Raw genomic sequence first — 26497 nt, forward strand, 5'->3', positions numbered from 1 at the left:
AGATTTTACCAAGCAGTGGGCTGAAAGGTTGCGTTATTGGCAATCATCACGGTGTCGCCCGTTTGCTTAATCACAAACAGCCCCCGCTGATAGGCAAAGCGATCTACCCCTTCGTCGATCTCAATACCAGCCACGGCACCGTAAATGTCATAGTCTGCATAGTGGGGAAACGACTGCTTAAACCGTTTCAAACAGCTTAAAAAGTACTCTACATCCTGGCGCGACAGTCGCGACTTGACTTCCACCGCCACAGCGACATCGCCATTGATAGCTAAGATGTCGATTTGCATCTCGGCTCCGGGGCGCTGTGACTTTACTCGGCGAGAGGTTTCTTGCACCTCTATACCCCGTTCGCGAAAGAGCCGTACCACCGAAGGCTCGACTAGATTTTCAACAAACTGCCCCCAGCGAGTGGTGAGCCCGTCTACGGCTCGGGTAGTGTTGTCCACAAGACGCCTCAGGTCTTCCATCGATCGGGCTGCTTCTGCAGCCCGGCGATCGGCCTCAGCCGCCCGGCGGTCAGCTTCTGCTTTAGATTCAGCAGCCCGGCGATCGGCTTCTGCAAAGCGGCGATCGGCCTCGGCTTGGGAGGTTTGAAATAGGGCGTAAATGTCGTCGAGGGTGATTGGCTCTGCCATCGTCTGTATCCTGTCGCTGCGCGCGTACTTCTATTATGCGGCAGTGGCTGGGTTAGGGCGATCGCCGCCGCCGCCATACCCGTAGACTTGCCGGAGCTGCTAGTCGCGTGTGCCAGGATGATGGGCGTGTCGGCTCCCTCTAGAGGTTAGCTGGCCGAGTTCTCGTTGAACAAAACAGATACCGATCGCCCTCTCCAGCGGTGAACGACATCCACTGCCACCTCGGACGGCTCGCGGCCAGTCGTGTCGACTTCATAGTCGTACGGGCCGAAGCTGTGGATTTTATCGTCGATGATATGGGAGCGCCCCTCTCCGATCCAGCGATCGCCACGAGCGTGCTCACGCCGTTCCAGTTCTTCTAGAGAGCAGTGCACCCCGACAAGAAAGACATCGAAGGATTTCAGCAGCTCCCTGAGATCGGCTCGCCACTCTGGAAACTCAATGATGTGCTCAACGATGAGGTCGTTGTCCGCCATGGCGAGGGTGACAATGCAACGCTGGAACCCGTCGAAGAACCGTGGACGCAGGTTGCCCCACCATTGAAACGGCCCGTCGGGGTCGCGCCGCGTCGGCAGCCCGAGAGCGAGATAGTCAGATGCGAAATGCAGAAAGGGCTCATCCAGCTCTGTCTGTATGGCTTTCGATAACGTCGATTTTCCGGAACTTGAGGCTCCGTGAAGCAAGATGATGCGGCTTGTTCGCTGAGGAAGAGGGCGGTTCAAGGTCAATCTCGTAATTATTCCAACTTATACGAAATCCGAATCACATCACCCAATTGCTAAAAGGGCACCTAGCGCCTCACGCGTTCTCGTAGACGTGCGGCTAGCTGCTTCGCTTCAGGTATGGGCAGCAAGCAGGCTCCCAGGGTAAATACCAGCAGGCCGACCCCGCCAGGAATGACCAGTTGCAGCACCAGCACCCCAAAGCCTTCGGTGCCCAGCCAAGATTCTAAACCCTGTAAAACGCCCCAGGCAGCGGTGCCCGCGATCGCACTCAGCAGAGTCAGCAGGGCGATCGCACCGCCCCATTCCCCCAGCGGCAGCCCCCGCAGCTTGCGGTGCAAAATCACCGTCAGCGCTAGGGTCGAAAACACATTCACCCCCACCGTGGCCAGCACCAGACCCGGTGCCCCCAGCCAACGAATGAAGAAAAAGTCGAGCACCCCGTTGAGCACAATGTTGATCAGGCTGATGCGGAAGGGGGTCTGCCCATCGCCCAGGGCATAAAACACCCGCACCAGCACGTCGCGGGCCAGGTACACAAACATGCCCAGGCCGTAGACCATCAGCACCGAGGTCACCAGGTTCGACGCCTCCTGGTCAAACGCGCCCCGCTCGTAGATCACCCGCACAATCGGCAGCGCCAGCACCACAAACAGCGCCCCCAACGGCAGCATAGTCAGCGCCGTGAATAATAAACTCTGGCGAATGCGACTCTTGAGTTCGGGCCAGTCCTGCGGCTCGGCCAGCCGGGCAAACAGCGGCAAAAACGGCACCAAAATCACGTTGGAGATAATGCCCAGGGGCGTCTGCACCAGCAGGTTGGCGTAGCTCAGCGCCGCCGCCGTGCCGGGAATAAACGAGGCAAAGAACAAATCGGTGAACAGGTTAATTTGCAGCATCCCCGACGACAGGGTGGCGGGCACCAGCACCCGCATCACCTCGCGCACCCCCGGAATCGACCAGTCGAACCGCAGGCGCGGTCGCCCCAGCCCCGACTTCCACAATGCTGGAATTTGGGCCAGCCACTGCAACACCGCGCCGCCCAGGGTGCTGGCCGCCAGCACCGCGCCCCCCAGCAGGTAAAACTCTGGATTGGTGATGTCGCCGCCGATCGCCCCGTAGAGCAGCCCCAGCCCCACTAGCACCGCCCCGCTGGAGAAAATTGGGCTAATCGAGGGCAGCCAAAACTGGCTGTCGGCGTTCAGCGCCCCAAAGCCAATGCCAATCAGCCCCGCCAGCAGCGCCATGGGCGACATGATCCGCAGCTGCAGCACGGCGATGTCTCGCGCCACGGTGTCGGTTTGGGAAAGGCCGGGGGCGATCGCATCGATGATGCCCCCCGCCAGTACAAACAGCAGCACCGACACCCCGATCAAAATCAGCCCCACCAGGGTATTCACCGCCTCGATCAGCTTGGCGGTGTCTTTGCGGTCTTGCCGCGCCACCACGCTGACGATCGCACTGTGAAACGGCCCGTTGATGCCCCCCAGCAAGATCAGCAAAAAGCCCGGAATGATATAGGCAAAGCTGTAGGCGTCGGCCACCGGCCCCACCGCAAAGGCCGCCCCGATCGCCTGCTGACGAAACAGCCCCACAAACTTGCTGAGAATGGTGGCGATCGCCACAATGCCCGCAATATTGGCCAAAGAACGAGAGGGTTTTGCGTCTGACACAGGGCCTCGCCGGGTAAACAGCATCTGGCCACCGCCAGAACCATCCCCTATTTAACTGCAAAGCCCAGACAAATCACGAAGACTGGCCCCGCCGTCCCCAGTTTGACCAAAAGTGATGGCCCCGGTAGCTCTCTGGCAGCGGCAGGCTGTGGCTGTGGTGAAAGTCTTCTTGCACCTTGCGAGTGAGCCGCTTAGAAACCTGACGCACCACCTGGTTAAGCAGGCGATCGCCGGAGGCCTTGAGCAGCGATCGCGGTACCGAGTTCAGCATGCGCGGCATATGAATCTTCACCGCTAGGCTCAGCTCCCAGTCAACCTCGGTCAGGGCCGTAGCCGGGGGCACCACCTCAGCCCCCTCCTTGAGCCGCAACACCGCCTGAAAGTCTACCTCGTAGCCCGGTGCCACATAGCCAGGTATGGGAATGGTGTCGATGCGATACACCCCGTGGTCGAGGGGCGACAGATATAGCCCCACCTTGGGCTCTACCTCGTAGCCCAGCACCGCAAAATGCCCTACTACCAGCGCATAGCCATGGTCAGAGATCGGCTCGACCTGCATGGGGTGAGCCGAGCGGGTAAACCAGCCCCGGTGGCTGTTGAGGTAGCGGCCCACCGTGTCTACATCGGCGGCCATATCCATTTTGCCGGCGTAGTGGCCCTCTAGCAGCAGAGCATCGTGGGCGGGGCTGAGATCTTGGGGGGCGCTGGGGGCGATCGCATCTTCACGGGTCACCGGGTCTACCTCAGCCCCCTCCTGCGTCGCCCCCAAGGGCAACGAGTCAGAATTTTGAGCGGGCGACATAGATTCCAGAGCCACGGTAAAACCAAACGCTAAAACGACACTGAATCGTAAAACTGCACCAAAGCTTTAGCCTATCGTAAGCCCTTAGTATCTCAACTGTGCCCCCTAGAACTGTGATGCCGATCACGGTTTGCTCGACTATGCCCCTGGGTGAGTTTCTATTTAGGCAGAGATTTCGTAAGATCAGGCCAAGTTTACAGCGGGGAGAGAGCGGTGAAAGCATTTGTTGCAGGGGCCACCGGAGCCACCGGATCGAGAATTGTGCGTCAGCTCGTCGATCGCGGCGTGCCGGTGGTAGCCTTTGTGCGCGATGCTGCCAGCGCCCGCGCCACGCTCCCCCCCGAGGTCACCCTGGCCGAGGGCACGGTCACCGACAAAGCCAGCATTCGTGCCGCTCTCTCAGGCTGCACCGTATTACTCTGCGCCACCGGAGCCCGGCCTAGCTTCGACCCCACCGGCCCTTACCAGGTCGACTACGAAGGCACCAAAAACTTGGTCGATGTGGCCAAAGAAGTCGGCATCGACCACTTTGTGATGGTGTCATCCCTCTGCGTCTCCCGCTTCTTTCACCCGCTCAACCTGTTCTTTCTCGTTCTCTACTGGAAGCACCAGGCCGAGGCCTACCTCCAGGCCAGCGGCCTCACCTACACCATCGTCCGCCCCGGCGGCCTCAAGGATGACGACACCGATGCCCGGCCCCTGGTCATGGCCCCTGCCGACACCTTATTTGAGGGCAGCGTACCGCGCCTCAAGGTGGCCGAGGCGTGCGTAGAGGCGCTGTATCTGCCCCAGTCGCGCAACAAAATTGTAGAGATCGTCGCCCAAGACAACGCCAACCCCCAGCCCTACGACGCGATGTTTGCCGGGGTCGCTTAGGCCAGCGATGGGGGCAGATGGGGCGATCGCATGAGAACCGATAAACTTTACTACCAAATCTTTCTCACTCAGCCCGCCCTACTGGCAGACCTTATCCCTGGGCTGCCAGACGACTGTGCATTTGAGTACGTCGCCCCGGTGGTCAAAGAAAGCGAGTTTCGTCTCGATGGCCTGCTGGTACCTACTGCCGAGAACCCCAATGCGCCGGTCATCTTTATCGAAGCGCAGATGCAGCCCGATAGCCGTTTCTACGGGCGCTTCTTTGCCGAGACCTATCTTTATCTCTACCAATACCAGGTAGAGCGGCCCTGGCGAGGGCTATTGATCTTTCAGTCGCGGCAGCACAACCATGGCGATGAAGCGCACTATAGCGACCTGCTGGGTGGCAAAGTACAGCGCATCTATTTGAACGATCTGCTGGATGAAACGCAGCTACCCCCCGGTCTAGCCCTGTTGCAATTAATTGTCTTGCCCAATGAGGCAACTCCTCAGGCGGCAAAAACTCTACTGCACAACGTTCAGCCTCAGGGAGCAGAGGCGGTTCAGCAGATGCTCAATTTGGTGGAAGCTATACTGGCAAGTAAGTTTCCCCAGTTAACCACCCAGGAGGTTTTAGCAATGTTAGATATTAAAACCGCCGACCTTCGCCAAACCCGCTTCTTTCAAGAAATTTTAGAAGAAGGCCGCCAGGAAGGCCGTCAGGAAGGCCTCCAAGAGGGGCGTCAAGAGGGTCTTCAGGAGGGGCGGCGAGAAGCAGAAGCTATGCTCCTTCTGCGGTTTCTGGGGTATCGATTGGGGAGATTGTCGGAAGAGCAGGTGGTGGGGGTGCAGGCTTTGTCGCTGGAGCAGCTCAATGCCCTGTCGGAGGTTTTGTTTGATTTAGCGGATCTGGCTGCGTTGGAGGCCTGGTTGCAGGCTCATCCAGCGGCGATCGCTCAGGCATCAGCGCCAGCGGAGCAGGAAGGCGCGTAAGGCATGCTGCTGTTGAGGTGGATCGCTCACCACACCTGGGGCTGAAAGCTGCGATCGTTGAGAATTACTACACCGTCGCCTGACTGCGCCAGTACAAACAGCCCCTGACGATAGGCGTAGCGGGCTACGTCGTCAGGCACTACCGGCCCCCATGGCTTGAACATCACCGTAGCGGGGCATGAGCCGCTTAAATTTGCGCAGGCGCTCCCGGTGTTCATCGACATCGGCCTGGGTAAGCTTGCTTTTGACTTCTACCAGCACGGCTTCTGTGGTGTTGACCACCAACAGGGCGATCTCGATACCCTCACCATCGCGCTGGGCAGACGCGCCAGGATAAAACTCGTGCACCGCAATGCCGCGCTCTTGAAACAACCGCGCGACAGCAGGGCGCACTTGCCATTCGATAAACTCGCCCAGATGGTTGCCCAACTTGCCTAGTTGCTCGTTGAGCTGCTGGTTTTGCTGTTTGATGAGCTGCTTTGTCTCTTGGAATTGGCGATCGGTCTCTTGAAAGCGACGCTCGGTTTCTTTTTGGGCTTCGGCGAGTTCGCCCAGTATGCGCCAGACGTCGTCAGCGGTGGTGGCCATAGGGATAGGTGGTGGCTTGGTTCTTTTATCATATCCGTTGAGTTTAGGGGCTAGGGTAAGGTGGTGGGCGGTCGAGCTGGCTGGGAAACTGCGTAACTAAGTATGTGTTCATGCAATTTTCATGAAGTCAGGGGGCACAATGAGCACAATGGCGGATGCAACCGCTAAGTGAATTGCCCCCGTTTCACAGCCCCATGTCTGACACGGTTATCCAGGTCGAAAATCTCGGCAAAAAGTACATCATTGGCCACCAACAGGAGGGCCAATCGCACTACGTGGCTCTGCGGGATGTGCTGAGCGATGGGGCGAGGGCGCTGGGGCAACGGCTGCGCCACCCTGGCAAGCCGAGGGTAAGACCCAACCAAGAAGAGTTTTGGGCGCTGAAAGATGTCTCGTTTGAGGTGAAGCGAGGCGAAGTAGTGGGCATTATTGGCCGCAATGGGGCGGGCAAGTCGACGCTGCTAAAGATTTTGAGCCGCATTACCGAGCCGACGGAGGGGCGGGTGCGATTGCGGGGGCGGGTGGCGAGTTTGCTGGAGGTGGGTACGGGGTTTCACCCAGAGCTGACGGGGCGAGAAAATATTTTTTTGAACGGTGCCATTTTGGGCATGAGCCGGGTAGAAATCAAACGCAAGTTTGACGAAATAGTTGACTTTGCAGAGGTAGAGCGGTTTTTAGATACGCCGGTTAAGCGGTACAGCAGCGGCATGTATGTGCGGCTGGCTTTTGCGGTGGCTGCACACCTAGAGCCAGAGATTTTGGTGGTGGATGAAGTGCTGGCAGTGGGAGATGCGGCATTTCAGAAAAAATGCTTGGGGAAGATGGAATCGGTCAGCAAACAAGGGAGAACGGTTCTATTTGTTAGTCATAATATGGCAGCTATTGAATATTTATGTAGAACAGGATTGCTGCTTCAAAAAGGAGGCTTAGTATTCCTTGGCGATAGCACTCAAGCCATCAGTCAATATTTATCTAATTCAACAGATCTATATATTTCTCTAGAGGAGCGAAAAGATAGACAAGGAAGTGGAGAAATTAAGATTACAGAAGTAAAAATATGTGGAGAAAATGGTGATCAGCTAGAAGTGATAAAGTCTGGCCAAACTGTTGATATTCATCTTTGTTTTCAGTGCGAAGGAATTAAAGAATTCAACAAGGTTCTAGCGGGAATATCATTTAAAACTGAATTAGATCAGCCAGTCTTTTTGCATCATAACCGCTTAATTAGACAAGAATTCAATCACGTCAAAGACAAGGGTGTATTTATTTGCCGATTGCTCTCAGTTCCACTGCCAGCAGGCACTTATAAGGTAAGTTATAGCATCATGCCAAATAATGGACTTGATGGTAAATATTATGACTCCTTAAAGGATGCTTTTGGAGTCACAGTGATTGATGGAGACTTTTACAATTCTGGTGAAGTACCACCTCTTTCTCATGGTATATGTTTGGTTCGAGCAGAATGGAAAGTAAAGCCTTTGAACGAGGAGAGGATCTAACGTGAAAAATAAGTCAAGCTGCTCTGATAATGAAGAATATCCTGAATTCTGTTTGCGTGCTGCCACAGATGACGAAACATTTAAGACGTTCAGGCGCTCTCCTGAATATACAAGCATAGTTGAAACAGTGCCCTATAGAAATGGGAAAGAATATTTAAAGATTGCTGTTGAACAAACACCAGTCCTTAAGAAGTATGTTGACAAGTTTGCGTCTAGTGAACGTTTGGGTGACCCAGAAGTATTTCCTTATAAAGTTAGTTGGTTTTCTCCAAAAATCCATCTTTCTCCAACAACTATTAGATACGTTAAAGTTCTAAGTGATCTTATGTTTTTTTTCGGGAATCTTGACGACATGAAGATCGTTGAGATTGGTGGAGGCTATGGCGGACAATGTAAAATTATAGGCGATATTTTTGATGTTCAGAACTATACAATATTGGATTTATCGCCATGCCTTAAACTTTCTCAAAGATATCTTTCTAGTCTTCAAGTAAAAAACGTCGATTACAAGACTAGTGAAGATTTGCCTAGCGAGCTTAAATCCGACTTGGTCATTAGCAACTATGCATTTAGTGAAATTCGAAGAGATATCCAGGATGTTTACTTAGAGAAAATATTAAAAAATAGCCCACGAGGATACATGCTTTGTAATTTCAAGACTCACACTTGGGATTCACAGCAATATTCGGAGTCAGAGCTGCTTACAAGATTAGATAAAGTTGAGATCATAAAATCCAAATCAAGACTGAGTGATCTTGATGCAAGTTGCGAGATATCGCTACTAGTTTGGGGACATAATCTAGATCGAAAAAGCAACTAAAGAAGGTATTATTCCGGTGTACGTAGAAGATTGTTGTCAGTCAATACTATCTAAATTACTGCCCCTAGTTGATCCTAAAAGACGCGGTCTAGCTCTTGATATTGGTGTAGGGACTTTTGCATTTTACTGCGAACTGTTTGACAAGCTGGGATTTAAAACAGTCGCGGTAGAGCCTTTGCCTACCAAGCAGCTTGTCAAAATCTGCTGTCGTCGGAATATTAGACTTATTCAAACTTGCATCTCTGAAACGCAAGGCGATGTGGCGATGTTCATAGGAGAATTTGAGGGTCAGGAAAACTTAAATCTTAGTTCTTTGAGACATGATTGGTGGGGAAGTAGTGCTCAAAAAGTAATTGTCCCATCTATGAATTTAGATGATCTACTGAAAGAGGTAAAGTACTCAAAAATTACATGCATTAAGATTGATGTTGAAGGTGTCGAATTTTCTATTATTCATCAGTTATCTGATCTGAAAAAAGATTTACTACCTGATATCTTAATGTTTGAATATGGTGGAGGTAATACTAAGAAAAGTGGTGTAGGTGGCTGGGAAAAAGAAATCTTTGATGATACCGTTAACGCCATCACTCTTCTTAAGCAGCTTGCATACAAACAGATTCTCATTATTGATTCGGCAGAGGCAAAAATAAGAGTATCTGATTTAGAGGGCGATTCTTTCTCTGCTGAAAATCTATTTAAGGAAGATGATGTTTACGGAAATCTGATTGCCTTAAAAGACAACTCAAGCGCAATAAATTACGTTAATTCAATTCGGGATAATTATGACAAAAGCTTTCAGTTCTCGATCGCAGAACTAGAAGAACCTGTCAGCAGAAGAATGCCGGTATTTCTCCGGAGAGTTAGATGTAGTTTGCTGCATAGTCATAAGTGATCTTCTGCGATAGTAAATCGGCATTATGATTATCTTCAGAGAAGAAGGGAGATTAGGCAATCAACTGTTTCAATACTTGGCTCTCCGTACGATCTGCCAAGATGGAGAAACAATCATACTGCTTGGCTTTGAGGCACTACAAGTTGTTTTTGATGGTATTGAGGCAAAAATAATTAACCAACATAGTTCTAGGCTTGAGAGATATTTTTTCTATCGCCTGTATGAACTGGCTGACAAGTTATCCTCTATCAGAATATTCTCTAGGATTGAAGAATCCAAGCACTTGCAAGAGTCTGTCATTAAGCTGGGATTGATAAGGGAAGTCAAATTTTCGGGAAAGACTTATTTTCAAGGCGAAAAGTTCTTTGATGCAGAAAAAGCTCAGTCATTAAAAATTAAATCAGTCCTCTTGAATCAGGCAAAGAAATTGATTCAAGAAATAGCAGGGCGAAGAACGCCAATTTTTGTTCATATACGCAGAGGAGATTATGTAAGGTGGCCTAGCCAAGAGACACCTGCAATCTTATCAGCGAGTTATTATCTGAAGTGCATCGATATTATTCGCTCAGAAATTTCAAATCCATTTTTTATTTTCGTGTCAGACGATCCTTTTTATGTGCAAGACTGTTTTAGTAACGTTAAAGACAGCTATATTTCAAAGCAAAGCGATGTTGAAGACTTTGCTTTGATGACACTGTGTGAAAGTGGTATTCTTTCTGCAAGCAGCTTCTCATGGTGGGCTGCCTATTTATCTCAAATTCAAAACTATAGTAAATTGTTCCTGGCTCCTCGATTTTGGGCTGGTCATCGATCAGGTCACTGGTTCCCTCAATTTATAGAAGCTGACTTTCTACGCTATGTAGATATTTAAGTTATTATTGCTGCTCCTTGTACTCCCTCTCCTATGACCTGTTCTACACCAATTGTTTTTATTATCTTTCGTCGCCCCGACGTGACGGCAAGGGTGTTTGAACAAATTCGCCTAGCTCAGCCTAAAAAACTTTTTGTGGTTGCTGATGGCCCTCGTGATGTTCAAGAGGCTTTACGCTGTCAAGAAGCCAGAACTATTACAGAACAAGTGGATTGGGACTGTGAGGTTTTTAGAAACTATTCGGATACTAACTTGGGCTGTCGTCAGCGTGTATCGTCAGGTTTAGATTGGGCCTTTAGCCAGGTAGAAGAGGCGATCATTTTGGAAGATGACTGCCTACCAGATCCGAGCTTTTTTCCGTTTTGCGAAGAGATGCTAAATGCCTATCGAGACAATCACAGCGTTTTTCATATAGCAGGGACTAATCTCCTGCCACTGCCCCATTGCAAGTCAAGTTTTGTCTTTTCTCGCCTGGTTCCTATCTGGGGATGGGCCACTTGGAGAAGAGCATGGGAAAGGTATGATGCAAATATGTCTTCATGGATTAGTTACTGTAAAACTAATGATATTCAGTATTTTGGTTCAGAAGCAGAGAATGTATATCAGGTCTTTGAATCTGCATATAGAGAGCTAGTTGACACTTGGGATTCATACTGGGCATTTACTTGTGTAAAGGAATATACTCTATCTGTCCTTCCCCAGAAAAATCTAATTGAAAATATTGGCTTTGGTATAGATGCGACACACACAAAAAATGAAAATATATTCACTAATTATTCAGTTCAGTCTTTGCAGTTTCCTTTAGTGTACCCATCAGAAATTAAAGTAGATTGTGAATATGACATTAGCTACTTGATGCTTTTGAATAATTCAAGACCAAATACACTGAAGGCAAAGGTGAAATTTGGAATCAGAAGAATACTAAATTCTTTAAGACGAAATTGGTGGCCCAAATAAATATCGATTTTGCCCAAAAAGGCTTGTTATTAGGCTAAAAGTAAGCTCCAAAATATTTAGCTTTGTAAGGGCGTAGTGATTTGTCAATCGTGAAAAAAATGGAAGTAAGCAAACTCGACTACACACGAATCTATCAAAAATGGCACTCTGACACACCTGAGCATATTCAGGCGATGAAGCAATACTTTGGCAAGATTGTCCAGGAATTTTTGCCAGAAGAGAAAGATATTGAAATTTTAGAGGTCGGCTGTGGCATGGGCTTTGCTATGCTAGCTGTGCAAGATCTAGGCTATAGAAATATCGAAGGGATAGACATCGATTTTAGTCAGATCAAGTCTTGCATGGCCAAAGGTTTAAATGCAATTCAGGTAGAAGATTCTGCTAATTACCTCAACAGCAGAAGGAATAAATATGATTTGGTTATTGCTTTAGATGTAATTGAGCACATTCCTTATGTTGAACAATTGGCTTTTGTGAAAAGCATTGCAAATTCCTTAAGAGATGGAGGTAGGCTTGTCTGCACAGTACCCAACGCAAGTTCTATCCTGGCTAGTCGCTGGCGCTATATTGATTGGACTCATCACATCAGTTTTTCGGAACATAGTTTAGATTTTTTGTTGTTTAACGCTGGGTTCCATGATATTTCAGTGCTTGAAACTGAATTTTTTGAGAAGCCAAAAATCAGCTCCTTTAAAAAAGCAATTTTCAGTAAGGGCTATTGGAAGGCTCAAACTCATTGGTGGTTGCTTCGTTGGGTGCGTTTTAGTCATCGGTTAACAATGATGGCCGAGTTGGGATGGGAACAAGGCAAAGCTGTTCCTCTTTCCTTAAATCTTTTGGCAACAGCAACTAAACCATGAAGAGCCCGTCTGTCATCTATAGTTATGATGTCTTTGATACGGTCTTAACTCGTATCTGGGCACAGCCCACCGACTTGTTTTGGGAACTTGGCGAACAGTTGGATAGTTGCGGCTTTCTGAATATATCTATTAAACAATGGGTAAACCTTAGAATAACAACAGAGCGTGAATCTCGCCAAGAGTTTGAGAACCTTGAAATTCGTCTATCAGAGATCTATGTTCGAATTTCTCAACGCCTTGGCTGGAGTTCAGAACAAATTGAAAAAGCTATAGGGCTAGAGATAGAATACGAAAAAGCTAGCTTAAGACCCGTTCCAACAATTCAAAAAGAAATACATGAACTTCACAGCCTAGGGGCAAGTATTTACTACTTATCTGACATGTATCTGCCCAGTGAAGTGATTCAAAACCGACTTGCTTTTTATGGCCTGTGGGGTGAACAAGATAAGTTGTATGTTTCCTCCGAGCATCGAAAAAATAAAGCCTTTGGTGAACTTTTCAAGCTTGTCATACAGGAAGCGCAATGTTTGCCTGAACAATTGCACCACAAAGGTGATAATGAACAGTCTGATTTGGAGGTGCCTCAAAAAATAGGTATTAAGGCAGAGCTTTTTCAGGAAGTTAAACTCAATCGCTATGAGAATTTATTGCTCAAAGCTAGCAATTGTGATCCTGTTTTTTTATCTCTTGTAGCAGGTGCTAGTCGCCTGGCTCGCCTACAAAATCTTGAATATCTTGATTTTCATCATAAAACAATCTGGGATACTGCTTCTAACGTCGTCGCCCCACTTCTCTTCGGCTTTGTTTGGTGGGTTCTTTTAGAGGCTCAACGGCTAAGAATAGAGAAACTTTACTTTTTAGCAAGGGATGGTGAAATACTACTTCAGATTGCTAGAGTTATAGTAGAAAAATGGAACATTCCAATTGATTGTCACTATCTGTATGCATCTCGACAATCCTGGCATTTCCCCTCCATTCAGACAGTAGACGATATTGCTCTAAACTGGATCCTAGATCCAACAGACTTTTTGTCTGTTGAATCAGCCCTTAAACGAATTAACTTTGATCCTCAAGAATTTAAAAGCCAACTCGTCTCCTCAGGATTTTCTGAAGAAGCTTGGAAGAAAAACTTGAGTGTAGAGGAGAGAAAAAGACTTAGAAATTGGTTTTTAGAAGATGCTATCCAAGAACCAATTGTTAGACGTTCCCAGCATTATAGAAAAAACTTAGTTGGCTATCTAAAACAAGAAGGTATCAACGACACAAGTAAGTTCGCGTTGGTTGATGTTGGATGGAATGGCAGGCTTCAACGATCTTTAAGCATAATCCTGAAAACTGAAGGCCTTTATCCAGCCGACGGAATAACAGGTTTTTATTTTGGATTGTTTAATCGCTTCAAGGCTCATCCTGAAGATAAGCTTATGGCTTACTTCGTTGATTGCGAAAAGCCAAGCTCAAGAGACAAGCTGTGTCACTTGGCACTATTAGAGCTATTTGTTTCTGCCACCCATGGCAGTACACTATCCTTTACTAAAGATGATCACAGTTACCAACCTGTATTGCGTTCTCAGACTAACACGTCAGCCTTGTATTGGGGTCTCAACTGCTTACAACAGGCTGTGCTGGAATTTACTGAGCAAGCCGTGGAAATTTTTGAAGCTAGCACTTTCAACTTAGATAATTGGCTAGAAGCCTCGGAATTACTTTTGTGTGAGTTGGTTACTTCTCCAACTCAGTTGGAGGCTGATGTTTTTGGTCAATTCTTCTTCGCAGAGGATCAGGCTGAAAGTATTTTATATGAGTTAGCTCCAAAGTATAATCTTAAACTGGCTCTAAGGCTATTGTTTAAGAATAGTAATCAGCATCAAAATGTATGGTTTTGTGCTTCCGTTAAGCGTAGTGCATTAGTTCCTAGCTTAATTATGATGATCCATTTTTACTTGCACAAAGCACGTCAATTTGTGAGTAGCTTGATATCATGAAATATCTCAACCTAGGTTGTGGAAGCCGATTTAATCTTGACTGGTTTAACCTAGACTTCGTGTCTAGCAGTCCAGATGTTATCCAGCATGACTTAGGCAAAGGTATTCCCTTTCAAGAGGCATCTTTTGATGTAGTCTATCACTCCCACGTTTTAGAACACTTCACAAAAGCATCTAGCTTTCAGTTCATGCAAGAGTGCTACCGGGTTTTAAAGCCTCAAGGTGTGATCAGAGTTGTTGTGCCAGACCTGGAGCAAATTACCCGTGCCTATCTGTTAGCTTTAGAAAAATCTCTCTCAGGGGAGCCAGGCTGGCCAGTCAACTACGACTGGATCTTGTTAGAACTCTTTGATCAAATGTCTCGGAATACTCCTGGCGGTGCCATGGTAGAGTATTTGAGCAATCCTAATATGACTAACTTAGATTTTATTCAAAGTCGTATTGGTTCAGAAGCCAATCATATCCTTGAAGACCTATATAAAAATCAAGATCGTAAAGATAGAAAAAAATCCCTGGCTCAAATCAAAAAAGTATTCAAACCCTTATATCTTTTTCTTATCAGTTCAAGTTTTCGCCGAGACCTTTGGCTTAAGTTAATGCTAGGGCGCGAGTATTCTAATTTGGAAATCGGGCGAGTGCGTCAAAGTGGTGAAATTCACTACTGGATGTATGATCGTTATTCTTTAACACGTTTGCTAGATCAATGTGGCTTTGTCAACATCGTGCAACGCCAAGCTAATGAAAGCTATATTGCTAACTGGTCAACCTTTAACCTAGACACCGAGCCTGATGGAAGTGTTTGTAAGCCTGATTCTCTTTTTATTGAGGCACTTAAAGGGAGTCTATGAAGGTTCTCCAGATCAATCAAGGCGATCTCTCAGGCGGCGGCAATATTGCGGCCTATCGTCTGCATCAGCAGCTGTGTAAGCAGTTAATAGATTCATATTTGCTGGTAGATATCGCAACGCAAGATGACTCAACAACCTACTGCATTCAGCGTAGGCGATTTGTTGAAGATCTAGCAGGACGCCTCTCCTCTAAACTAGGCTTAAACTATCTCCACATCTTGGGAACCAATAAAATTGCCTCCAGTGAAATCTATCAAAAAGTAGATCTACTTAACTTTCACAATCTCCATGGCGGCTATTTTAACTATCTTGCCATTGCTAAGCTCACCCAAGCCAAACCGGCTGTTCATACCCTCCACGATATGTGGAGCTTTACAGGGCACTGTGCCTACAGCTTTGACTGCGATCGCTGGAAACATGGCTGTGGGCAATGCCCTTATCCTGATACCTACCCTGAAATAACGCTTGATAGCACTGCCCTTGAGTGGAAGTTAAAACGCTGGGTTTACAGCCGGTCTCATTTAACAATTGTAACGCCTAGTCAGTGGCTGGCAAACCTGGCTCGTCAAAGTTTGCTTCAACAGTTTCCTATTTATCACATTCCTAACGGGTTAGATATCACTGCCTATCAACCGCTTGATCCTGACCTATGCAGAGCTTCCCTAGGGCTATCTTCTAGTCAAAAAGTTTTGTTGTTTATGGCTCAAAGCCTCAAAGACTCCCGCAAAGGCGGTGATTTATTGCTGGCCGCCTTACAACAACTACCGGCCTCGCTCAAGAGCGACTTGGTTTTAGTAACTGTCGGCAACGGCGGCAATTCACTGACTAACGCTGTAGATATTCCAACCCTGTCATTAGGCTATGTGGCAGGAGACCGCCTCAAATCATTGATTTATTCGGCGGCTGATGTGTTTGTTTTTCCAACCCGTGCTGATAACCTGCCGGTCGTAATCCAAGAAAGTATGGCCTGCGGCACTCCTATCGTTTCATTTGATGTTGGTGGCGTTTCTGAAATGGTGCGACCAGGCATTACGGGTCTGCTGGCCCACCCCGAAGACTCATCGGATCTAGCAACAAAAATAGTTGAAATCTTTGAAAATCAATCGCTGCGTCATCGTCTAAAACAGTCTTGCCGTGATGTTGCCATCAACGAATACTCTATTGAACTTCAGTGCGATCGCTACATCAGCCTCTACAAAAAAGTTCTGGCATCTTTGTAGGCATCGCAATTAGTCTAACTCTTGTAAACCCTTGCAGCGCTTGGGGCTTTGCAGGGCATATTAAACTTAGCTCATCGCCCCTTTCACCGCCCTTTCTATGCCCTCGTCTAACCCAGGGGATACCCACTCCGTTTTTATCATCATCCCCGTCTACAACCGCTGTGCCACTACGCTGCGCTGCCTAGCCAATCTCCAGACTCAGGGCGATCTAGACAGATACTCGGTAGTCGTGGTTGACGATGGCTCTACAGACGGCACTTCTACCGCCATCCAGGCTCAGTATCCCTCAGTCACAGTACTCTCCGGCAGCGGTCAGCTTTGGTGGACAGGGGCCATCGCCCAAGGCATGCACTACGCCCACCAGCAGGGAGCCAGGCACTTTATTTGGCTCAACGACGATTGCCTAGTTCCCCCCGGCACCCTCCATAACTTAATTAGCTTTGTAGACCAGCAGCCTAGGGCCATTATTGGTGCCCAGGGCTATAGCGTAGGTGGTCAGTTGGTCTTTGGCGGTAAGCACCTGCACCACGGTTACTATCACCTGTTTCCCTGCCCCTCCGGCGAAATAGCACCTTGCGATATGCTCAGCGGCAACCTGGTTTGCCTGTCTCAGGCCGTTGTTGCCACCATTGGCCTGCCCGATATCATCCTGCCCCACTACGGTGGTGACACCTTATATCTCATTCGAGCCCGCCAGGCTGGCTTTAATCTGCACGTTGATGGTCGCACAAGCCCTACCGATATGCCTGGAGAGTCTGCACTCCAGCCAAATTCTTGGATGCTCCAAACGGGCGGCCCAGGCAAAATTTTTCAACTTATTTTTCAGCCGCAATCTATCTTGAGTTGGCGGGTATGGTGGGTTTTACTCACCGTAGATCATGGTCTTTTAGGGGTGTGGCTGTTTGGCGTTAAGTATCTCAGTCTGCTGCCCAAACTCACCATCATTACCATGCTGCGCCTATTGCCAATTAGCACCCGCAAAAAAATAATGACCCTAAAACGACGCCTGACGGCTTAATTTAGGCGTGGGCAGAGGTAAGCCCAGCATCCTCAAGGTAGATTATGACAACTCTAGATCAAAATCTCGTTTCTATAATCGTTAGAACCCATAGCCCCAAGAAATTGCCGTTGCTGGCAGAAACTCTTCGCAGCTTGTCTGAGAATTCTTATCGCCCTATTGAGATTGTGATAGTGGCGCAAACTCTAGATGATGACTTCTTAGATCAGGTTAAACAACTAGCCTCACAATACCGTCGAGACAGTTGTGAGGCCGTGGTCATAGTTAACCCATCAGCACAAGATGAACGGGCTAAAAACCTTAACTTGGGCATCGCTAGAGCGTCTGGTCGCTACCTTGGCTTTTTAGATGAAGACGATATTTATTATCCCAATGCGATCGCATCTCTGCTAAAGCCTTTGCAAACTTCAGAGCACACTGCCTGGGCCTATGGAGACGTGGCTTTAGTAGTCTGCTCTGTGACTACTGAAAATTCCATTGTTAAGCACAGTGTAGATTATCCGTTTAGAGCATCAGGGTTCTCGCTCCAGCAGCTTTTTCAAGGCAATTTCATCCCGATTAACAGCTACCTATTAGATCGAGATCAAATTTGTCCTGATCTGCTCACCTTCGACGAAAGCTATAATCTAGCCGAAGACTATGCATTTTTGCTTAAGTTAGCCACTCATCATCTGCCCACTTATGTCGAAGAAGTGGTGAGTGAGTATCGAGTCTTCAGCGATCTAAGCAACTCTACCTTGATTATGAATGATCAAGTGGGTGTACCAGATCAAGATAAAATCAAAGCCTGGAGCTATGCTCTCTGGAGAATAGAAGTGCTAAAAGAAACCCTGATGTCAACCTATAGGCCTGGCTTATTCTCCATGAAAACTCGAAAATATTTATATTATCGATTCCCTGCGCTAAAGGCTCTAATTCAAAATCTACGTTTTTGGCTGCGGAGGAATAGCCCTCACTCATAGCCATGATTTACTTCATTACCGTCAACTACTACTCTACAGAACTTGTCAAAGACCTAATCGACTCAATTCATGCTGGCATCACTAGCCCCTACGAGCTTTTGATCGTTAATAACTCACCAGAAGACACTGCAATTCATCAGCTTGCCGGAGCACAGGTTAGAGTCATCGAGGCCAGTGAAAATCTAGGCTTTGGTCAGGGCTGTAACCTCGGCATTCGCCACGTTTGGGAGCGCGATTGCCAGAGTTTAGTATGGCTCATTAATCCTGATGCTACCCTAGATCCCGACGCTGATCTTCACATTCACAAATGCCTCCTAGATGACCCCACCATTGCTATTCTCGGCACGCAAATTAGAACAGAAAGCGGCGGCACTTGGTTTTCTGAAGGGACGTTTAACCGCTGGACGGGCTCGCTAAAACATGAGAGCAACCCCATCACAGCCCCTGGCGACAATCAGCTGACTAGGTCTGTTCAATGGGTGACGGGCTGTAGTTTAATCATTAATCTAGTCCGTTTCCAAGAATTGCCTGAATTCGACAACAGCTATTTTCTTTATTTTGAGGATGTTGACTTCTGCCTGCGCTATGCCAATCAGGGCCGTCGGGTAGCAGTCACTAACAAAACTCTGGTAAGCCACAGGGTTTCTTCTATTATTGGCAGAAATGTACAGTCTATGTATAAAAACTATGTCTTTGGCCGACTATTAATTCTCAGGCAACATGGTACAGCGCTAGGGTTATTGGCCTACTTGATTTACGGCTTCGTTATGGTGATACTGTACCTGCCGATTAAAAAGGATCAATCACTCGGTCGCTGCCAAGGTATGAAAGCGTTCATGCTCCTAAATTCTTCTCCACCACCGAAGGAGCTAGCCCAATGAAGCGACCTGGTTGGTTGAAGGTGATGGCGGCCCGTTGGCCCTCTGGTCTGCTCAAAAAAACGCTGAAAGACACCTATCTAAGCGTTCAGCCCTACGATGGCCCAACCCTGTCCCCAATCCGTGGGCCAGTTCGCTGTGGCCTAGTCTCCGACATTGCTATAGCTGCAGGGGGTAGTCACACCACCATCCTAGACGGGGGATCTTATGACTTCCCTCTTCCTGAATCAGACAATCCGGCCCTTACCGACTTTTTTGCTCAGCATGCCCATGGCGAATACCCAGCTGTTACTCTCTCCCAAATTCCATGCGGGCGTACCTATGCTAATGGGGTTGTTCTCTCTCCTGATGGTTCTACACTGGCCCGCGATTTATCCCTAGACTTTACCCATCCCTTCGAGTCGCACTACCTGCTCAATCGTCCTATTCACCGTAGCTATAGCCTCAGAGGCCGAATCCTCAGCGTAGCTTCCTGGCTCACCCACAGCTACTATCATTGGCTCCTCGATGAGCTTCCCCGCCATCTGTTGCCCAATCTGCCAGAATACGACCAAGTTGTGTGTTCTAAAAATAGTCGTATCTGCCGAGAGGCTATACAACACCTTGGGCTAGATAAGAAACCCATCAATTTTTTAGATCAGGTCAAGCATTATCAATGCGATGCTCTGATCGTCCCCTCCTACGTAGCCACCACCGGAAAGCCAAGCCCCTATCTGGTAGAACGTTTGACTCAGGCGGTTGCTCATTTAATATCTCCGTCAGCTTCCTATCCTGAAAAACTGTTTATTTCTCGCCAGTCAGCCGGGGTGAGACGGGTAGTCAATGAAGACAGCTTTTTTCAATCGCTTGAACCTCACGGATTTGCCCGTGTTCACCTAGAAAACTTCTCCTGGAAAGAGCAAATCAATCTTTTCTATCATGCTCGGGAGATTATTGCCCCCCACGGTGCGGGGCTTGCCAACCTCGTTTTTTGTGCGAAAAAGCCTCTCGTTATTGAGCTATTTAATGCTGATTATGTTCACTGGTGTTTTTGGCAGCTCGCCATGCTAACTGGCGCAAACTATGTGCCCTTGATTTTTCCCCACATGGGGAAGGCTCAGCAGCTGTCATCTGCCGGTGTCTCAGATATTGATATTGCTGATGTAGGAAAGTTTATTGCCGATTATCGAAAACTCATCTAGGCCTTAGTTAAATCTGGCTCTAGTGCAGAATCGTATTCCACGGTTCTATCACATCAATAAAAGAAATATCGTCTCTCGGTAAATGGATCTTCTTTATACACTAACCGCCTACCCTCCCTACATTGGCGGCGCCCAACTCCATCAGCACCTGCTGGCTCAGCAGCTTCAGGCTACCCACCGCATCCAAGTCGCCACCTTTTGGAACCACAATCGCACCGACTGGCTGCTCGGCACCACCCTCAAGGCCCACAGTCAACCTCACAACTACGATGTTGACGGCATTTCTGTTCGCCGCCTGGGGTTTAGCTGGGCCGACAAGCTGCGTATGGCTCCCTGGCTACCCCTCTACTATCCCTGGATGGCTGCGGCCCTGCCCCCCATTGCCCAGGTAATCGCCAAGCCCATCGCCGCCCTAGCCCAAACCAGCGACCTGATCCACAACGTGCGCATTGGCCGCGAAGGGCTCACCTACGCTTCGTTACAGGTAGCGCGACAGCGCGACATTCCCTTTGTGCTCACCCCTGTGCATCACCCCCGCTGGGTGGGTTGGCGGTATCGCGAATACATTAAGCTTTACCAGCAGGCCGACGCCGTGATTGCCCTAACCAAAGCCGAAGCTCAGATTTTGGCTGGTTTGGGTGTTGCTCAACATCGCATTCATATCACCGGCCATGGCCCTGTGCTGGCCTCCCAGTCCGACCCTACGGCCTTTCGATCTACCCACGGGCTAACGGGGCCAGTCGTATTGTTTTTAGGTCAGCACTATTCTTACAAAGGCTTCCGCCAGGTGCTGGACGCTACCCCTGCCGTGTGGGCGCAGCACCCCAATGCTCAGTTTGTGTTTATTGGCCCCCCTGTCAATGATTCTGAAGCAGTGTTTGCCGAGTTCGCTGACCCCCGCATCCATCGTCTCGGAGCTGTCTCGCTGCAAGAAAAAACTAACGCCCTAGCCGCCTGTGACCTGCTCTGCGTGCCCTCCAGCCAAGAGAGCTTTGGCGGTGTCTACACCGAAGCCTGGAGTTTTAAAAAGCCAGTGATTGGCTGCAATATTCCCGCCGTTGCCGAGGTGGTGAGTGATGGGCAAGATGGCTATTTGGTCGAGCAGTCGGCAGCAGAAATTGGCGATCGCATCAATTACTTACTCCACCATGCTGACCAACGAGTTGCCCTGGGCGAGGCTGGGTATCAGAAGGTCTGCCAGCGCTACAGTTGGCCCTATCTGGCCCAAAAAACCTTAGCCGTGTATCAAACCTTAATCGGTGAACGTTGACCCGATCGCGATCGCCTTTACCTAAGCTTTACGAAAAATCTGGAACTCTTTGACTATCCGCTGCGGTCTATTAACTCGTCTCACCTGTTGATGGATTGAACCACAATGAAACAGCGGCACGGAGCCTTTAGTCTATTAGGAGCAGCGGCCATTAGCACGATGGCGCTACCTGTTTTTGCCAATACAGCCAGTGAGCAAATTGGCACACAGTCGGCCACTATCAACGGCAGTAACAACCAAGTCATTCAGGTGATCAATCAGGTCAATATCAGCCATCCAGGGCTCGGTCGCGGACTGGGAAATAACAGCCGTCGCGGCACAGTTCAAGATATCTACCAGGGTGTCGCCATCGATGGCGATGGCAATAGCGTCTACCAAGAATCTAACCAAATTAACCAGCAACGCTCTACCGGTCGGCCCAATCGGGGCAATAACAACCGCTTTGGCGACGACGACGACGATGATGATGATCGGGGCCGGAACCGAGGCCAGCGGCGGGGTCATGATCGCGATCGCGATGATGATGATGATGACGACGACTAAGGAAATTTCTGGGAAAGAGAATACCTCCATGTAGGGGCGCAGGGCCTGCGCCCTTCCGGTATGTTGATTGCCAGAATTGTCCTCAGCCTATCTAGTTGCCCTAGGCCGGAGTATAAAAAACGTGGATAGGGCAAAGTCATGAAGCAACAGTGCGAAGGGTTGGCTGTGCAAAGGTTTTGATGAGTTGCCCCCATAAGATCTAGATCAGCTCTTCCAGTTTGACTATTTTCTGATTTGTAGTCTCCTACAGTTTTGAGAAATTCCCAAAGGCATTTGTGTCTTTGGGAATTTTTATTTGCTCTCAAAAATCAGTCAAAAATAGTTTTAATTTTGGGAACCTTCGAGGAATCTATGGGGTCATAGAGTGTGTGATAGGGACGAATTAAATTAGGTTGATTGGCGAGCTAAATTGCTCCTTTTAATCTGTTTAAGAATGCCTGATTTCGCCAGCTTAGCTTTGCAAATTTATCCGTTGAGGACATTTCTCATGTTGAAGCACATTTCTACTCTGGGTCTACTGGCTGCTGCTGCTCTGGGCTTTGTGGCTCTGCCCGCTAGCGCCGATACCGCTGTCATCCAGCAGGGCGTGCAAGACATCTATATTCAAGGCGACGGCAATGGCACCGTGCAGCGCAGTCAGCAGAGCAATCGCATTGAGCGTCAGGGGCCGTCTGGGCGTCGGGTAGAGGCCAGTGGGGTAGTGCAAGACATCTACCAAACTGGTACTGTTTTGGGCGACGACAACGCTGTCTACCAAGAGAGCCGTCAGACCAATGTCATCCGTGAGCGGGTACAGCCCAACAACACCCGTGGCCGGGGCGCTCGCATCGACATGCGTAAGTAGACCCTTGGGGTGCGATTGCCGCCCCTGGCGATCGCACCCTGCCGATTCCGCCGCTTGCTGTAGCAAGGAGACCACTATGACCCATTCCATCATCAAAGCAGGGCTGTTGGGGGCGATCGCCCTGGCGACTCTAACCCCTGCGGCCCTGGCCAGCGCTGTGTCTATTTCTACCGATCGAGTGCAGGTGCAGGTGGGCAACAATGGGCAGGTTTACATCAGAACCCTGGCCGACGCCCCTACCGTTAACCTACCTCGGGTCACCCAGTCAGGGGCAACCCTGCTGCGCCCCGCGACGTTTGCTCCAGGGTGCACAGCGCGATCCCACAGTGCCCATTCCACCCGCTCGACGGCGGGGGGCGTGGTCTATAGCGAAAACCGCAGCACCACTCGGGTGTGCCAGTAGGGGTGCTTCTTTCCTGAGTTGCACCCTTCGAAACTTACCATTGGGCTATCACTATGATTAAACCTCAGTACGTTGGCCTGGGGCTCCTCTGTGCTGGAGCTCTGGCCACTTTGACGCCAATGGCACCAGCATCGGCCACCTGCGTGGTAGCCGATGTGGCTATTCAGGCCGCCATTCACGGTGGCCCACCGGCCAATCAAGCCAATGATGTCGCCATCGATGCCGACGGTGCTTGCCGGGGTAACACCAGCGTCAGCACCAGCCGCCAAGTGCAGGTGGGCGGTACGGGCGAAGTGCGTCAAACTCGCCAGAGCCGCCACCAAATTCGCGGGTCTGGGTCTGAGAGTTCGGTAGGGGCAGGGCCGACGGTGGCCATCCCCGTAGAGGTGCAGGTCGATGTCTACAACCCAGCCGATCGCCTCCGGCGCTAGGCTCTTTTGGCGAAAGACCACCCTCAGTCAACTGGAACGATCGTTAGAGCAATGCAGTCTAAGGCATCATAATGTCTGCCCCAGGTCTGACTGGCCCCCAGCGGGCTGGCTCAGATCTAGGGTGACCTTCCCTCTTCCTGGAGATGTCATGGTCATGAAGCATCCCTCAGCTCTCGGAGTTGCTCTGTTAATTTTGGTGGCTGTCACGACGGCCGTGGGGCCATCGTCGGCCAATGGCAATCAGTCGTTTGCGGGCACTTACCAAGCCCTCAGCACCATTTTGTCTAAGGCCACCGCGAAGGATGTCATGGAGTCTTATCAGCGGCAAACCAACACCATTAGCCTCGATCGCGCCAACCTAGACGAGCCCCACCTGCTGTCGGTGAGCGTGCCTGCCGGGGGTAGTCTCCAGGGCTACATCGAGATTGACGGTCACACCCGGGTGCCGCTGAGCACCAGCTCAGAGTTTTTAGACGTTAGCCCCTACCTGAGCGAGTCGATCACCCGCATCACCATTGTCGGCAGCTACTCGCCCCCCACCGCCGGAGTGGCGATCGCCTTCAATGGGCCAGATACTGTGGTGCAGCAGCAGACCACTGGCACGGGCCGCATCCACTACCAGCTCAATTTGCTGGTGCAGTGAGAGAAAACCTAGCGCTGCTGGGTGCAGGTGTGGCACCCAATTCTATCTGTCTACCCCCGGTTTGTAGGGGCATTGCACTGCAATGCGCCCTACGAGGTATCGGTTCAAATCGGGGTTGTGTCACTCGGATTGGGTATGCATCAAAACCGCAACATTCCTGGTTGGGGCAAAGGGCAAACGACCGTTTGCCCCTACTTGAGCATCTCCAGATTTCGCACAGCACCTTGGTCGGCACTGGTGGCTAATAGGGCGTAGGCCTTGAGAGCAGCCGTTACCTTGCGCTGGCGAGGCTCGGCAGGCTGCCAGGCGGCGTCGCCCTTGGCTTCCATGGCAGTGCGGCGGCTGGCCAGTTCTTCGTCAGAGATATCCACATTGATGGTGCGGTTGGGAATGTCGATCACGATGCGATCGCCCTCTTCCACCAGGGCAATATTGCCCCCCGCTGCCGCCTCAGGTGAGGCATGGCCGATAGAGAGGCCCGAGGTGCCCCCAGAGAACCGCCCGTCGGTGAGCAGGGCGCAGACCTTGCCCAGCCCTTTCGACTTCAGATAGCTGGTAGGGTAAAGCATCTCCTGCATCCCTGGCCCACCCTTTGGCCCCTCGTAGCGAATGACCACCACGTCGCCCGCCTGCACCCGGTCGTTGAGAATGGCGGTGACGGCGGCATCCTGGCTTTCAAAGATGCGGGCAGGCCCTTCAAACACCCGCAGAGTCGAGGTCGGGACGCTGGTCGTGTAGCGCAACTGCTCCGCCTCAAACATGCTTTCGTCAACGCCTGCGGTCTTGACGACGCAGCCATTGACGGCCAGGTTGCCGTAGAGCACGGCCAAGCCACCGTCGTGGGAGTAGGCATGCTCCACACTGCGAATGCAACCGGTTTCGCGGTCCAGATCCAGCGAGGGCCAGCGGGTGTCTTGGCTGAAGGCCACCTGGGTGGGAATGCCCGCCGGGCCAGCCCTAAAGAAGGTGTGCACGGCTTCGTCGGCAGTGCGGGTCACGTCCCATCGTTCCAGGGCTGCCTTCAGGGTGGGGCTGTGAACCGTGGGTACGTCGCTGTGCAGCAGCCCGGCCCGGTCAAGCTCGCCTAAAATGGCGTACACCCCCCCGGCCCGGTGTACGTCCTCGACGTGGTAATTGGGGGTGTTGGGGGCTACCTTGCACAGCTGGGGCACTCGCTGCGACAGGCGATCGATGTCGGCCATGGTAAAGTCCACCTCGGCTTCGCGGGCCGCCGCCAGCAGGTGCAGAATAGTGTTAGTGGATCCGCCCATGGCGATATCCAGCATCATGGCGTTCTCAAAGGCTTTGAAGCTGGCGGTGGAGCGGGGCAGCACCGACTCGTCGCCCTGCTCGTAGTAGCGGCGGGTGATCTCGACAATGGTGCGGGCAGCGGTGAGAAATAGGTCTTTGCGATCAAAGTGGGTGGCTAAGGTGGTGCCGTTGCCCGGCAGCGACAGGCCGATCGCCTCGGTGAGGCAGTTCATCGAGTTGGCGGTAAACATGCCCGAGCACGAGCCGCAGGTGGGGCAAGCGGAGCGCTCATATTCTTCTACCATTTCGTCGCTCATGGTGTCGCTGGCGGCGGCCACCATGGCATCGACCAGGTCAAGCTTGTGGTCGGCCAGCTTGGTCTTGCCCGCCTCCATCGGCCCGCCCGAGACAAACACAGCAGGAATATTCAGCCGCAGGGCCGCCATCAGCATGCCAGGGGTGATCTTGTCGCAGTTGGAGATGCAGACCAGGGCATCGGCGCAGTGGGCGTTGGCCATGTACTCCACTGAGTCAGCGATGATCTCGCGGGAGGGCAGGCTGTAGAGCATGCCGTCGTGGCCCATAGCGATGCCGTCATCGACGGCGATGGTGTTAAATTCTTTGGCGACCCCGCCCGCTGCCTCGATCTCGCGGCACACCAGCTGACCCAGATCTTTGAGGTGAACGTGGCCGGGCACAAACTGGGTAAACGAGTTAGCCACCGCAATGATCGGCTTCTCAAAATCTTCGCTCTGCATACCGGTGGCGCGCCAGAGGGCACGAGCCCCGGCCATGTTGCGCCCTTGGGTGGAGGTTTTAGAACGGTAGGTGGGCATAGCACTGCTGGGTGTGG

Annotated in this window: 26 protein-coding genes and 1 pseudogene; 21 read left to right on the top strand and 6 right to left on the bottom strand. The window is 50.5% G+C overall.

All coding sequences use genetic code 11. The features are described from left to right. Window positions 1–5: 5 nt before the first annotated feature. From AC0QKW_RS20300 to AC0QKW_RS20315, 4 genes are all read right to left on the bottom strand, one after another. A complete protein-coding gene (locus tag AC0QKW_RS20300) occupies window positions 6–638 on the bottom strand; it encodes a hypothetical protein (RefSeq protein ID WP_473152906.1) in 633 nt (210 codons plus the stop codon). 146 nt (window positions 639–784) lie between these two features. Further along, complete coding sequence (locus AC0QKW_RS20305; RefSeq protein ID WP_473152907.1) at window positions 785–1360, bottom strand: chloramphenicol phosphotransferase CPT family protein; 576 nt, start codon at window positions 1358–1360, stop codon at window positions 785–787. 68 nt (window positions 1361–1428) lie between these two features. Next, on the bottom strand, window positions 1429–3057 hold the full coding sequence (murJ, locus tag AC0QKW_RS20310) for a murein biosynthesis integral membrane protein MurJ (protein WP_473152908.1): 1629 nt from the start codon (window positions 3055–3057) through the stop codon (window positions 1429–1431). 49 nt (window positions 3058–3106) lie between these two features. After that, window positions 3107–3835: a DUF1997 domain-containing protein gene (locus tag AC0QKW_RS20315; RefSeq protein ID WP_473152909.1), complete on the bottom strand. Its 729-nt coding sequence runs from the start codon at window positions 3833–3835 to the stop codon at window positions 3107–3109. Between the two features lie 213 nt (window positions 3836–4048). Between AC0QKW_RS20315 and AC0QKW_RS20320 the strand changes: the two genes are divergently transcribed. Then, window positions 4049–4711 (top strand): SDR family oxidoreductase, encoded by a 663-nt coding sequence (locus AC0QKW_RS20320; RefSeq protein ID WP_473152910.1) that lies wholly within the window; start codon window positions 4049–4051, stop codon window positions 4709–4711. 30 nt (window positions 4712–4741) lie between these two features. Next, window positions 4742–5683, top strand: coding sequence for a DUF2887 domain-containing protein (locus AC0QKW_RS20325; protein ID WP_473152911.1), 942 nt, complete (start codon window positions 4742–4744; stop codon window positions 5681–5683). 26 nt (window positions 5684–5709) lie between these two features. On the opposite strand, the pseudogene AC0QKW_RS20330 reads toward AC0QKW_RS20325, so the two are convergent. Next, window positions 5710–6271, bottom strand: a pseudogene (locus AC0QKW_RS20330) (DUF3782 domain-containing protein). 194 nt (window positions 6272–6465) lie between these two features. Here AC0QKW_RS20330 and AC0QKW_RS20335 point away from each other — a divergent pair. The 19 genes from AC0QKW_RS20335 (at window position 6466) to AC0QKW_RS20425 (ending at window position 24393) form a co-directional block, all read left to right on the top strand. Beyond that, the gene (locus AC0QKW_RS20335; RefSeq protein WP_473152912.1) at window positions 6466–7770 is read left to right on the top strand and encodes an ABC transporter ATP-binding protein; all 1305 of its coding nucleotides are present in this window, start codon (window positions 6466–6468) and stop codon (window positions 7768–7770) included. Between the two features lies 1 nt (window position 7771). Continuing rightward, window positions 7772–8590: a putative sugar O-methyltransferase gene (locus AC0QKW_RS20340; RefSeq protein WP_473152913.1), complete on the top strand. Its 819-nt coding sequence runs from the start codon at window positions 7772–7774 to the stop codon at window positions 8588–8590. Between the two features lie 16 nt (window positions 8591–8606). After that, window positions 8607–9482 (top strand): FkbM family methyltransferase, encoded by an 876-nt coding sequence (locus AC0QKW_RS20345; RefSeq protein ID WP_473152914.1) that lies wholly within the window; start codon window positions 8607–8609, stop codon window positions 9480–9482. Window positions 9483–9507: 25 nt separating this feature from the next. Beyond that, a complete protein-coding gene (locus tag AC0QKW_RS20350) occupies window positions 9508–10353 on the top strand; it encodes an alpha-1,2-fucosyltransferase (protein ID WP_473152915.1) in 846 nt (281 codons plus the stop codon). 33 nt (window positions 10354–10386) lie between these two features. Further along, on the top strand, window positions 10387–11310 hold the full coding sequence (locus tag AC0QKW_RS20355) for a glycosyltransferase family 2 protein (RefSeq protein WP_473152916.1): 924 nt from the start codon (window positions 10387–10389) through the stop codon (window positions 11308–11310). 98 nt (window positions 11311–11408) lie between these two features. Further along, window positions 11409–12170, top strand: a complete 762-nt coding sequence (locus tag AC0QKW_RS20360) for a class I SAM-dependent methyltransferase (RefSeq protein ID WP_473152917.1) — start codon at window positions 11409–11411, stop codon at window positions 12168–12170. Then, entirely contained in the window at window positions 12167–14152 is a 1986-nt protein-coding gene (locus tag AC0QKW_RS20365; RefSeq protein ID WP_473152918.1) for an HAD family hydrolase, read from the top strand. The genes AC0QKW_RS20360 and AC0QKW_RS20365 overlap by 4 nt, the downstream gene beginning before the upstream one ends. Continuing rightward, on the top strand, window positions 14149–15000 hold the full coding sequence (locus AC0QKW_RS20370) for a class I SAM-dependent methyltransferase (protein ID WP_473152919.1): 852 nt from the start codon (window positions 14149–14151) through the stop codon (window positions 14998–15000). Before AC0QKW_RS20365 ends, AC0QKW_RS20370 begins: the two co-directional genes overlap by 4 nt. Then, on the top strand, window positions 14997–16220 hold the full coding sequence (locus AC0QKW_RS20375; RefSeq protein WP_473152920.1) for a glycosyltransferase family 4 protein: 1224 nt from the start codon (window positions 14997–14999) through the stop codon (window positions 16218–16220). Before AC0QKW_RS20370 ends, AC0QKW_RS20375 begins: the two co-directional genes overlap by 4 nt. A 97-nt stretch (window positions 16221–16317) precedes the next feature. Beyond that, entirely contained in the window at window positions 16318–17238 is a 921-nt protein-coding gene (locus AC0QKW_RS20380) for a glycosyltransferase family 2 protein (protein WP_473152921.1), read from the top strand. 44 nt (window positions 17239–17282) lie between these two features. Continuing rightward, a complete protein-coding gene (locus tag AC0QKW_RS20385; RefSeq protein ID WP_473152922.1) occupies window positions 17283–18200 on the top strand; it encodes a glycosyltransferase in 918 nt (305 codons plus the stop codon). A gap of 2 nt (window positions 18201–18202) precedes the next feature. Next, window positions 18203–19081, top strand: coding sequence for a glycosyltransferase (locus tag AC0QKW_RS20390; protein WP_473152923.1), 879 nt, complete (start codon window positions 18203–18205; stop codon window positions 19079–19081). After that, window positions 19078–20259, top strand: a complete 1182-nt coding sequence (locus tag AC0QKW_RS20395) for a glycosyltransferase family 61 protein (RefSeq protein WP_473152924.1) — start codon at window positions 19078–19080, stop codon at window positions 20257–20259. Before AC0QKW_RS20390 ends, AC0QKW_RS20395 begins: the two co-directional genes overlap by 4 nt. Before the next feature lie 82 nt (window positions 20260–20341). Then, window positions 20342–21529, top strand: coding sequence for a glycosyltransferase family 4 protein (locus tag AC0QKW_RS20400; protein ID WP_473152925.1), 1188 nt, complete (start codon window positions 20342–20344; stop codon window positions 21527–21529). 105 nt (window positions 21530–21634) lie between these two features. Beyond that, window positions 21635–22072 (top strand): hypothetical protein, encoded by a 438-nt coding sequence (locus AC0QKW_RS20405; RefSeq protein WP_473152926.1) that lies wholly within the window; start codon window positions 21635–21637, stop codon window positions 22070–22072. Window positions 22073–22559: 487 nt separating this feature from the next. Beyond that, window positions 22560–22916, top strand: a complete 357-nt coding sequence (locus AC0QKW_RS20410) for a hypothetical protein (protein WP_473152927.1) — start codon at window positions 22560–22562, stop codon at window positions 22914–22916. A gap of 76 nt (window positions 22917–22992) precedes the next feature. Next, the gene (locus tag AC0QKW_RS20415; protein WP_473152928.1) at window positions 22993–23319 is read left to right on the top strand and encodes a hypothetical protein; all 327 of its coding nucleotides are present in this window, start codon (window positions 22993–22995) and stop codon (window positions 23317–23319) included. 53 nt (window positions 23320–23372) lie between these two features. Continuing rightward, window positions 23373–23750 carry a hypothetical protein gene (locus AC0QKW_RS20420; protein WP_473152929.1) on the top strand — a complete coding sequence of 126 codons (378 nt, stop codon included), beginning with the start codon at window positions 23373–23375 and terminating at the stop codon, window positions 23748–23750. A 154-nt stretch (window positions 23751–23904) separates the two neighbouring features. After that, on the top strand, window positions 23905–24393 hold the full coding sequence (locus AC0QKW_RS20425; protein WP_473152930.1) for a hypothetical protein: 489 nt from the start codon (window positions 23905–23907) through the stop codon (window positions 24391–24393). A 191-nt stretch (window positions 24394–24584) separates the two neighbouring features. Here the strand turns inward: AC0QKW_RS20425 and ilvD are convergent, their stop codons facing one another. Continuing rightward, the gene (gene ilvD / locus AC0QKW_RS20430) at window positions 24585–26480 is read right to left on the bottom strand and encodes a dihydroxy-acid dehydratase (protein WP_473152931.1); all 1896 of its coding nucleotides are present in this window, start codon (window positions 26478–26480) and stop codon (window positions 24585–24587) included. Between the last annotated feature and the right edge of the window lie 17 nt (window positions 26481–26497).

The sequence above is a fragment of the Pseudanabaena sp. PCC 9330 genome (assembly GCF_055795045.1).

Excerpts from the sequence above, each read along its gene's own strand:
- AC0QKW_RS20300 (WP_473152906.1), bottom strand. The coding sequence starts at position 638 with ATGGCAGAGCCAATCACCCTCGACGACATTTACGCCCTATTTCAAACC.
- murJ (WP_473152908.1), bottom strand. The coding sequence starts at position 3,057 with ATGCTGTTTACCCGGCGAGGCCCTGTGTCAGACGCAAAACCCTCTCGT.
- AC0QKW_RS20315 (WP_473152909.1), bottom strand. The coding sequence starts at position 3,835 with ATGTCGCCCGCTCAAAATTCTGACTCGTTGCCCTTGGGGGCGACGCAG.
- AC0QKW_RS20325 (WP_473152911.1), top strand. The coding sequence starts at position 4,742 with ATGAGAACCGATAAACTTTACTACCAAATCTTTCTCACTCAGCCCGCC.
- AC0QKW_RS20335 (WP_473152912.1), top strand. The coding sequence starts at position 6,466 with ATGTCTGACACGGTTATCCAGGTCGAAAATCTCGGCAAAAAGTACATC.
- AC0QKW_RS20350 (WP_473152915.1), top strand. The coding sequence starts at position 9,508 with ATGATTATCTTCAGAGAAGAAGGGAGATTAGGCAATCAACTGTTTCAA.
- AC0QKW_RS20355 (WP_473152916.1), top strand. The coding sequence starts at position 10,387 with ATGACCTGTTCTACACCAATTGTTTTTATTATCTTTCGTCGCCCCGAC.
- AC0QKW_RS20360 (WP_473152917.1), top strand. The coding sequence starts at position 11,409 with ATGGAAGTAAGCAAACTCGACTACACACGAATCTATCAAAAATGGCAC.
- AC0QKW_RS20365 (WP_473152918.1), top strand. The coding sequence starts at position 12,167 with ATGAAGAGCCCGTCTGTCATCTATAGTTATGATGTCTTTGATACGGTC.
- AC0QKW_RS20370 (WP_473152919.1), top strand. The coding sequence starts at position 14,149 with ATGAAATATCTCAACCTAGGTTGTGGAAGCCGATTTAATCTTGACTGG.
- AC0QKW_RS20375 (WP_473152920.1), top strand. The coding sequence starts at position 14,997 with ATGAAGGTTCTCCAGATCAATCAAGGCGATCTCTCAGGCGGCGGCAAT.
- AC0QKW_RS20380 (WP_473152921.1), top strand. The coding sequence starts at position 16,318 with ATGCCCTCGTCTAACCCAGGGGATACCCACTCCGTTTTTATCATCATC.
- AC0QKW_RS20385 (WP_473152922.1), top strand. The coding sequence starts at position 17,283 with ATGACAACTCTAGATCAAAATCTCGTTTCTATAATCGTTAGAACCCAT.
- AC0QKW_RS20390 (WP_473152923.1), top strand. The coding sequence starts at position 18,203 with ATGATTTACTTCATTACCGTCAACTACTACTCTACAGAACTTGTCAAA.
- AC0QKW_RS20395 (WP_473152924.1), top strand. The coding sequence starts at position 19,078 with ATGAAGCGACCTGGTTGGTTGAAGGTGATGGCGGCCCGTTGGCCCTCT.
- AC0QKW_RS20400 (WP_473152925.1), top strand. The coding sequence starts at position 20,342 with ATGGATCTTCTTTATACACTAACCGCCTACCCTCCCTACATTGGCGGC.
- AC0QKW_RS20405 (WP_473152926.1), top strand. The coding sequence starts at position 21,635 with ATGAAACAGCGGCACGGAGCCTTTAGTCTATTAGGAGCAGCGGCCATT.
- AC0QKW_RS20410 (WP_473152927.1), top strand. The coding sequence starts at position 22,560 with ATGTTGAAGCACATTTCTACTCTGGGTCTACTGGCTGCTGCTGCTCTG.
- AC0QKW_RS20415 (WP_473152928.1), top strand. The coding sequence starts at position 22,993 with ATGACCCATTCCATCATCAAAGCAGGGCTGTTGGGGGCGATCGCCCTG.
- AC0QKW_RS20420 (WP_473152929.1), top strand. The coding sequence starts at position 23,373 with ATGATTAAACCTCAGTACGTTGGCCTGGGGCTCCTCTGTGCTGGAGCT.
- AC0QKW_RS20425 (WP_473152930.1), top strand. The coding sequence starts at position 23,905 with ATGAAGCATCCCTCAGCTCTCGGAGTTGCTCTGTTAATTTTGGTGGCT.
- ilvD (WP_473152931.1), bottom strand. The coding sequence starts at position 26,480 with ATGCCCACCTACCGTTCTAAAACCTCCACCCAAGGGCGCAACATGGCC.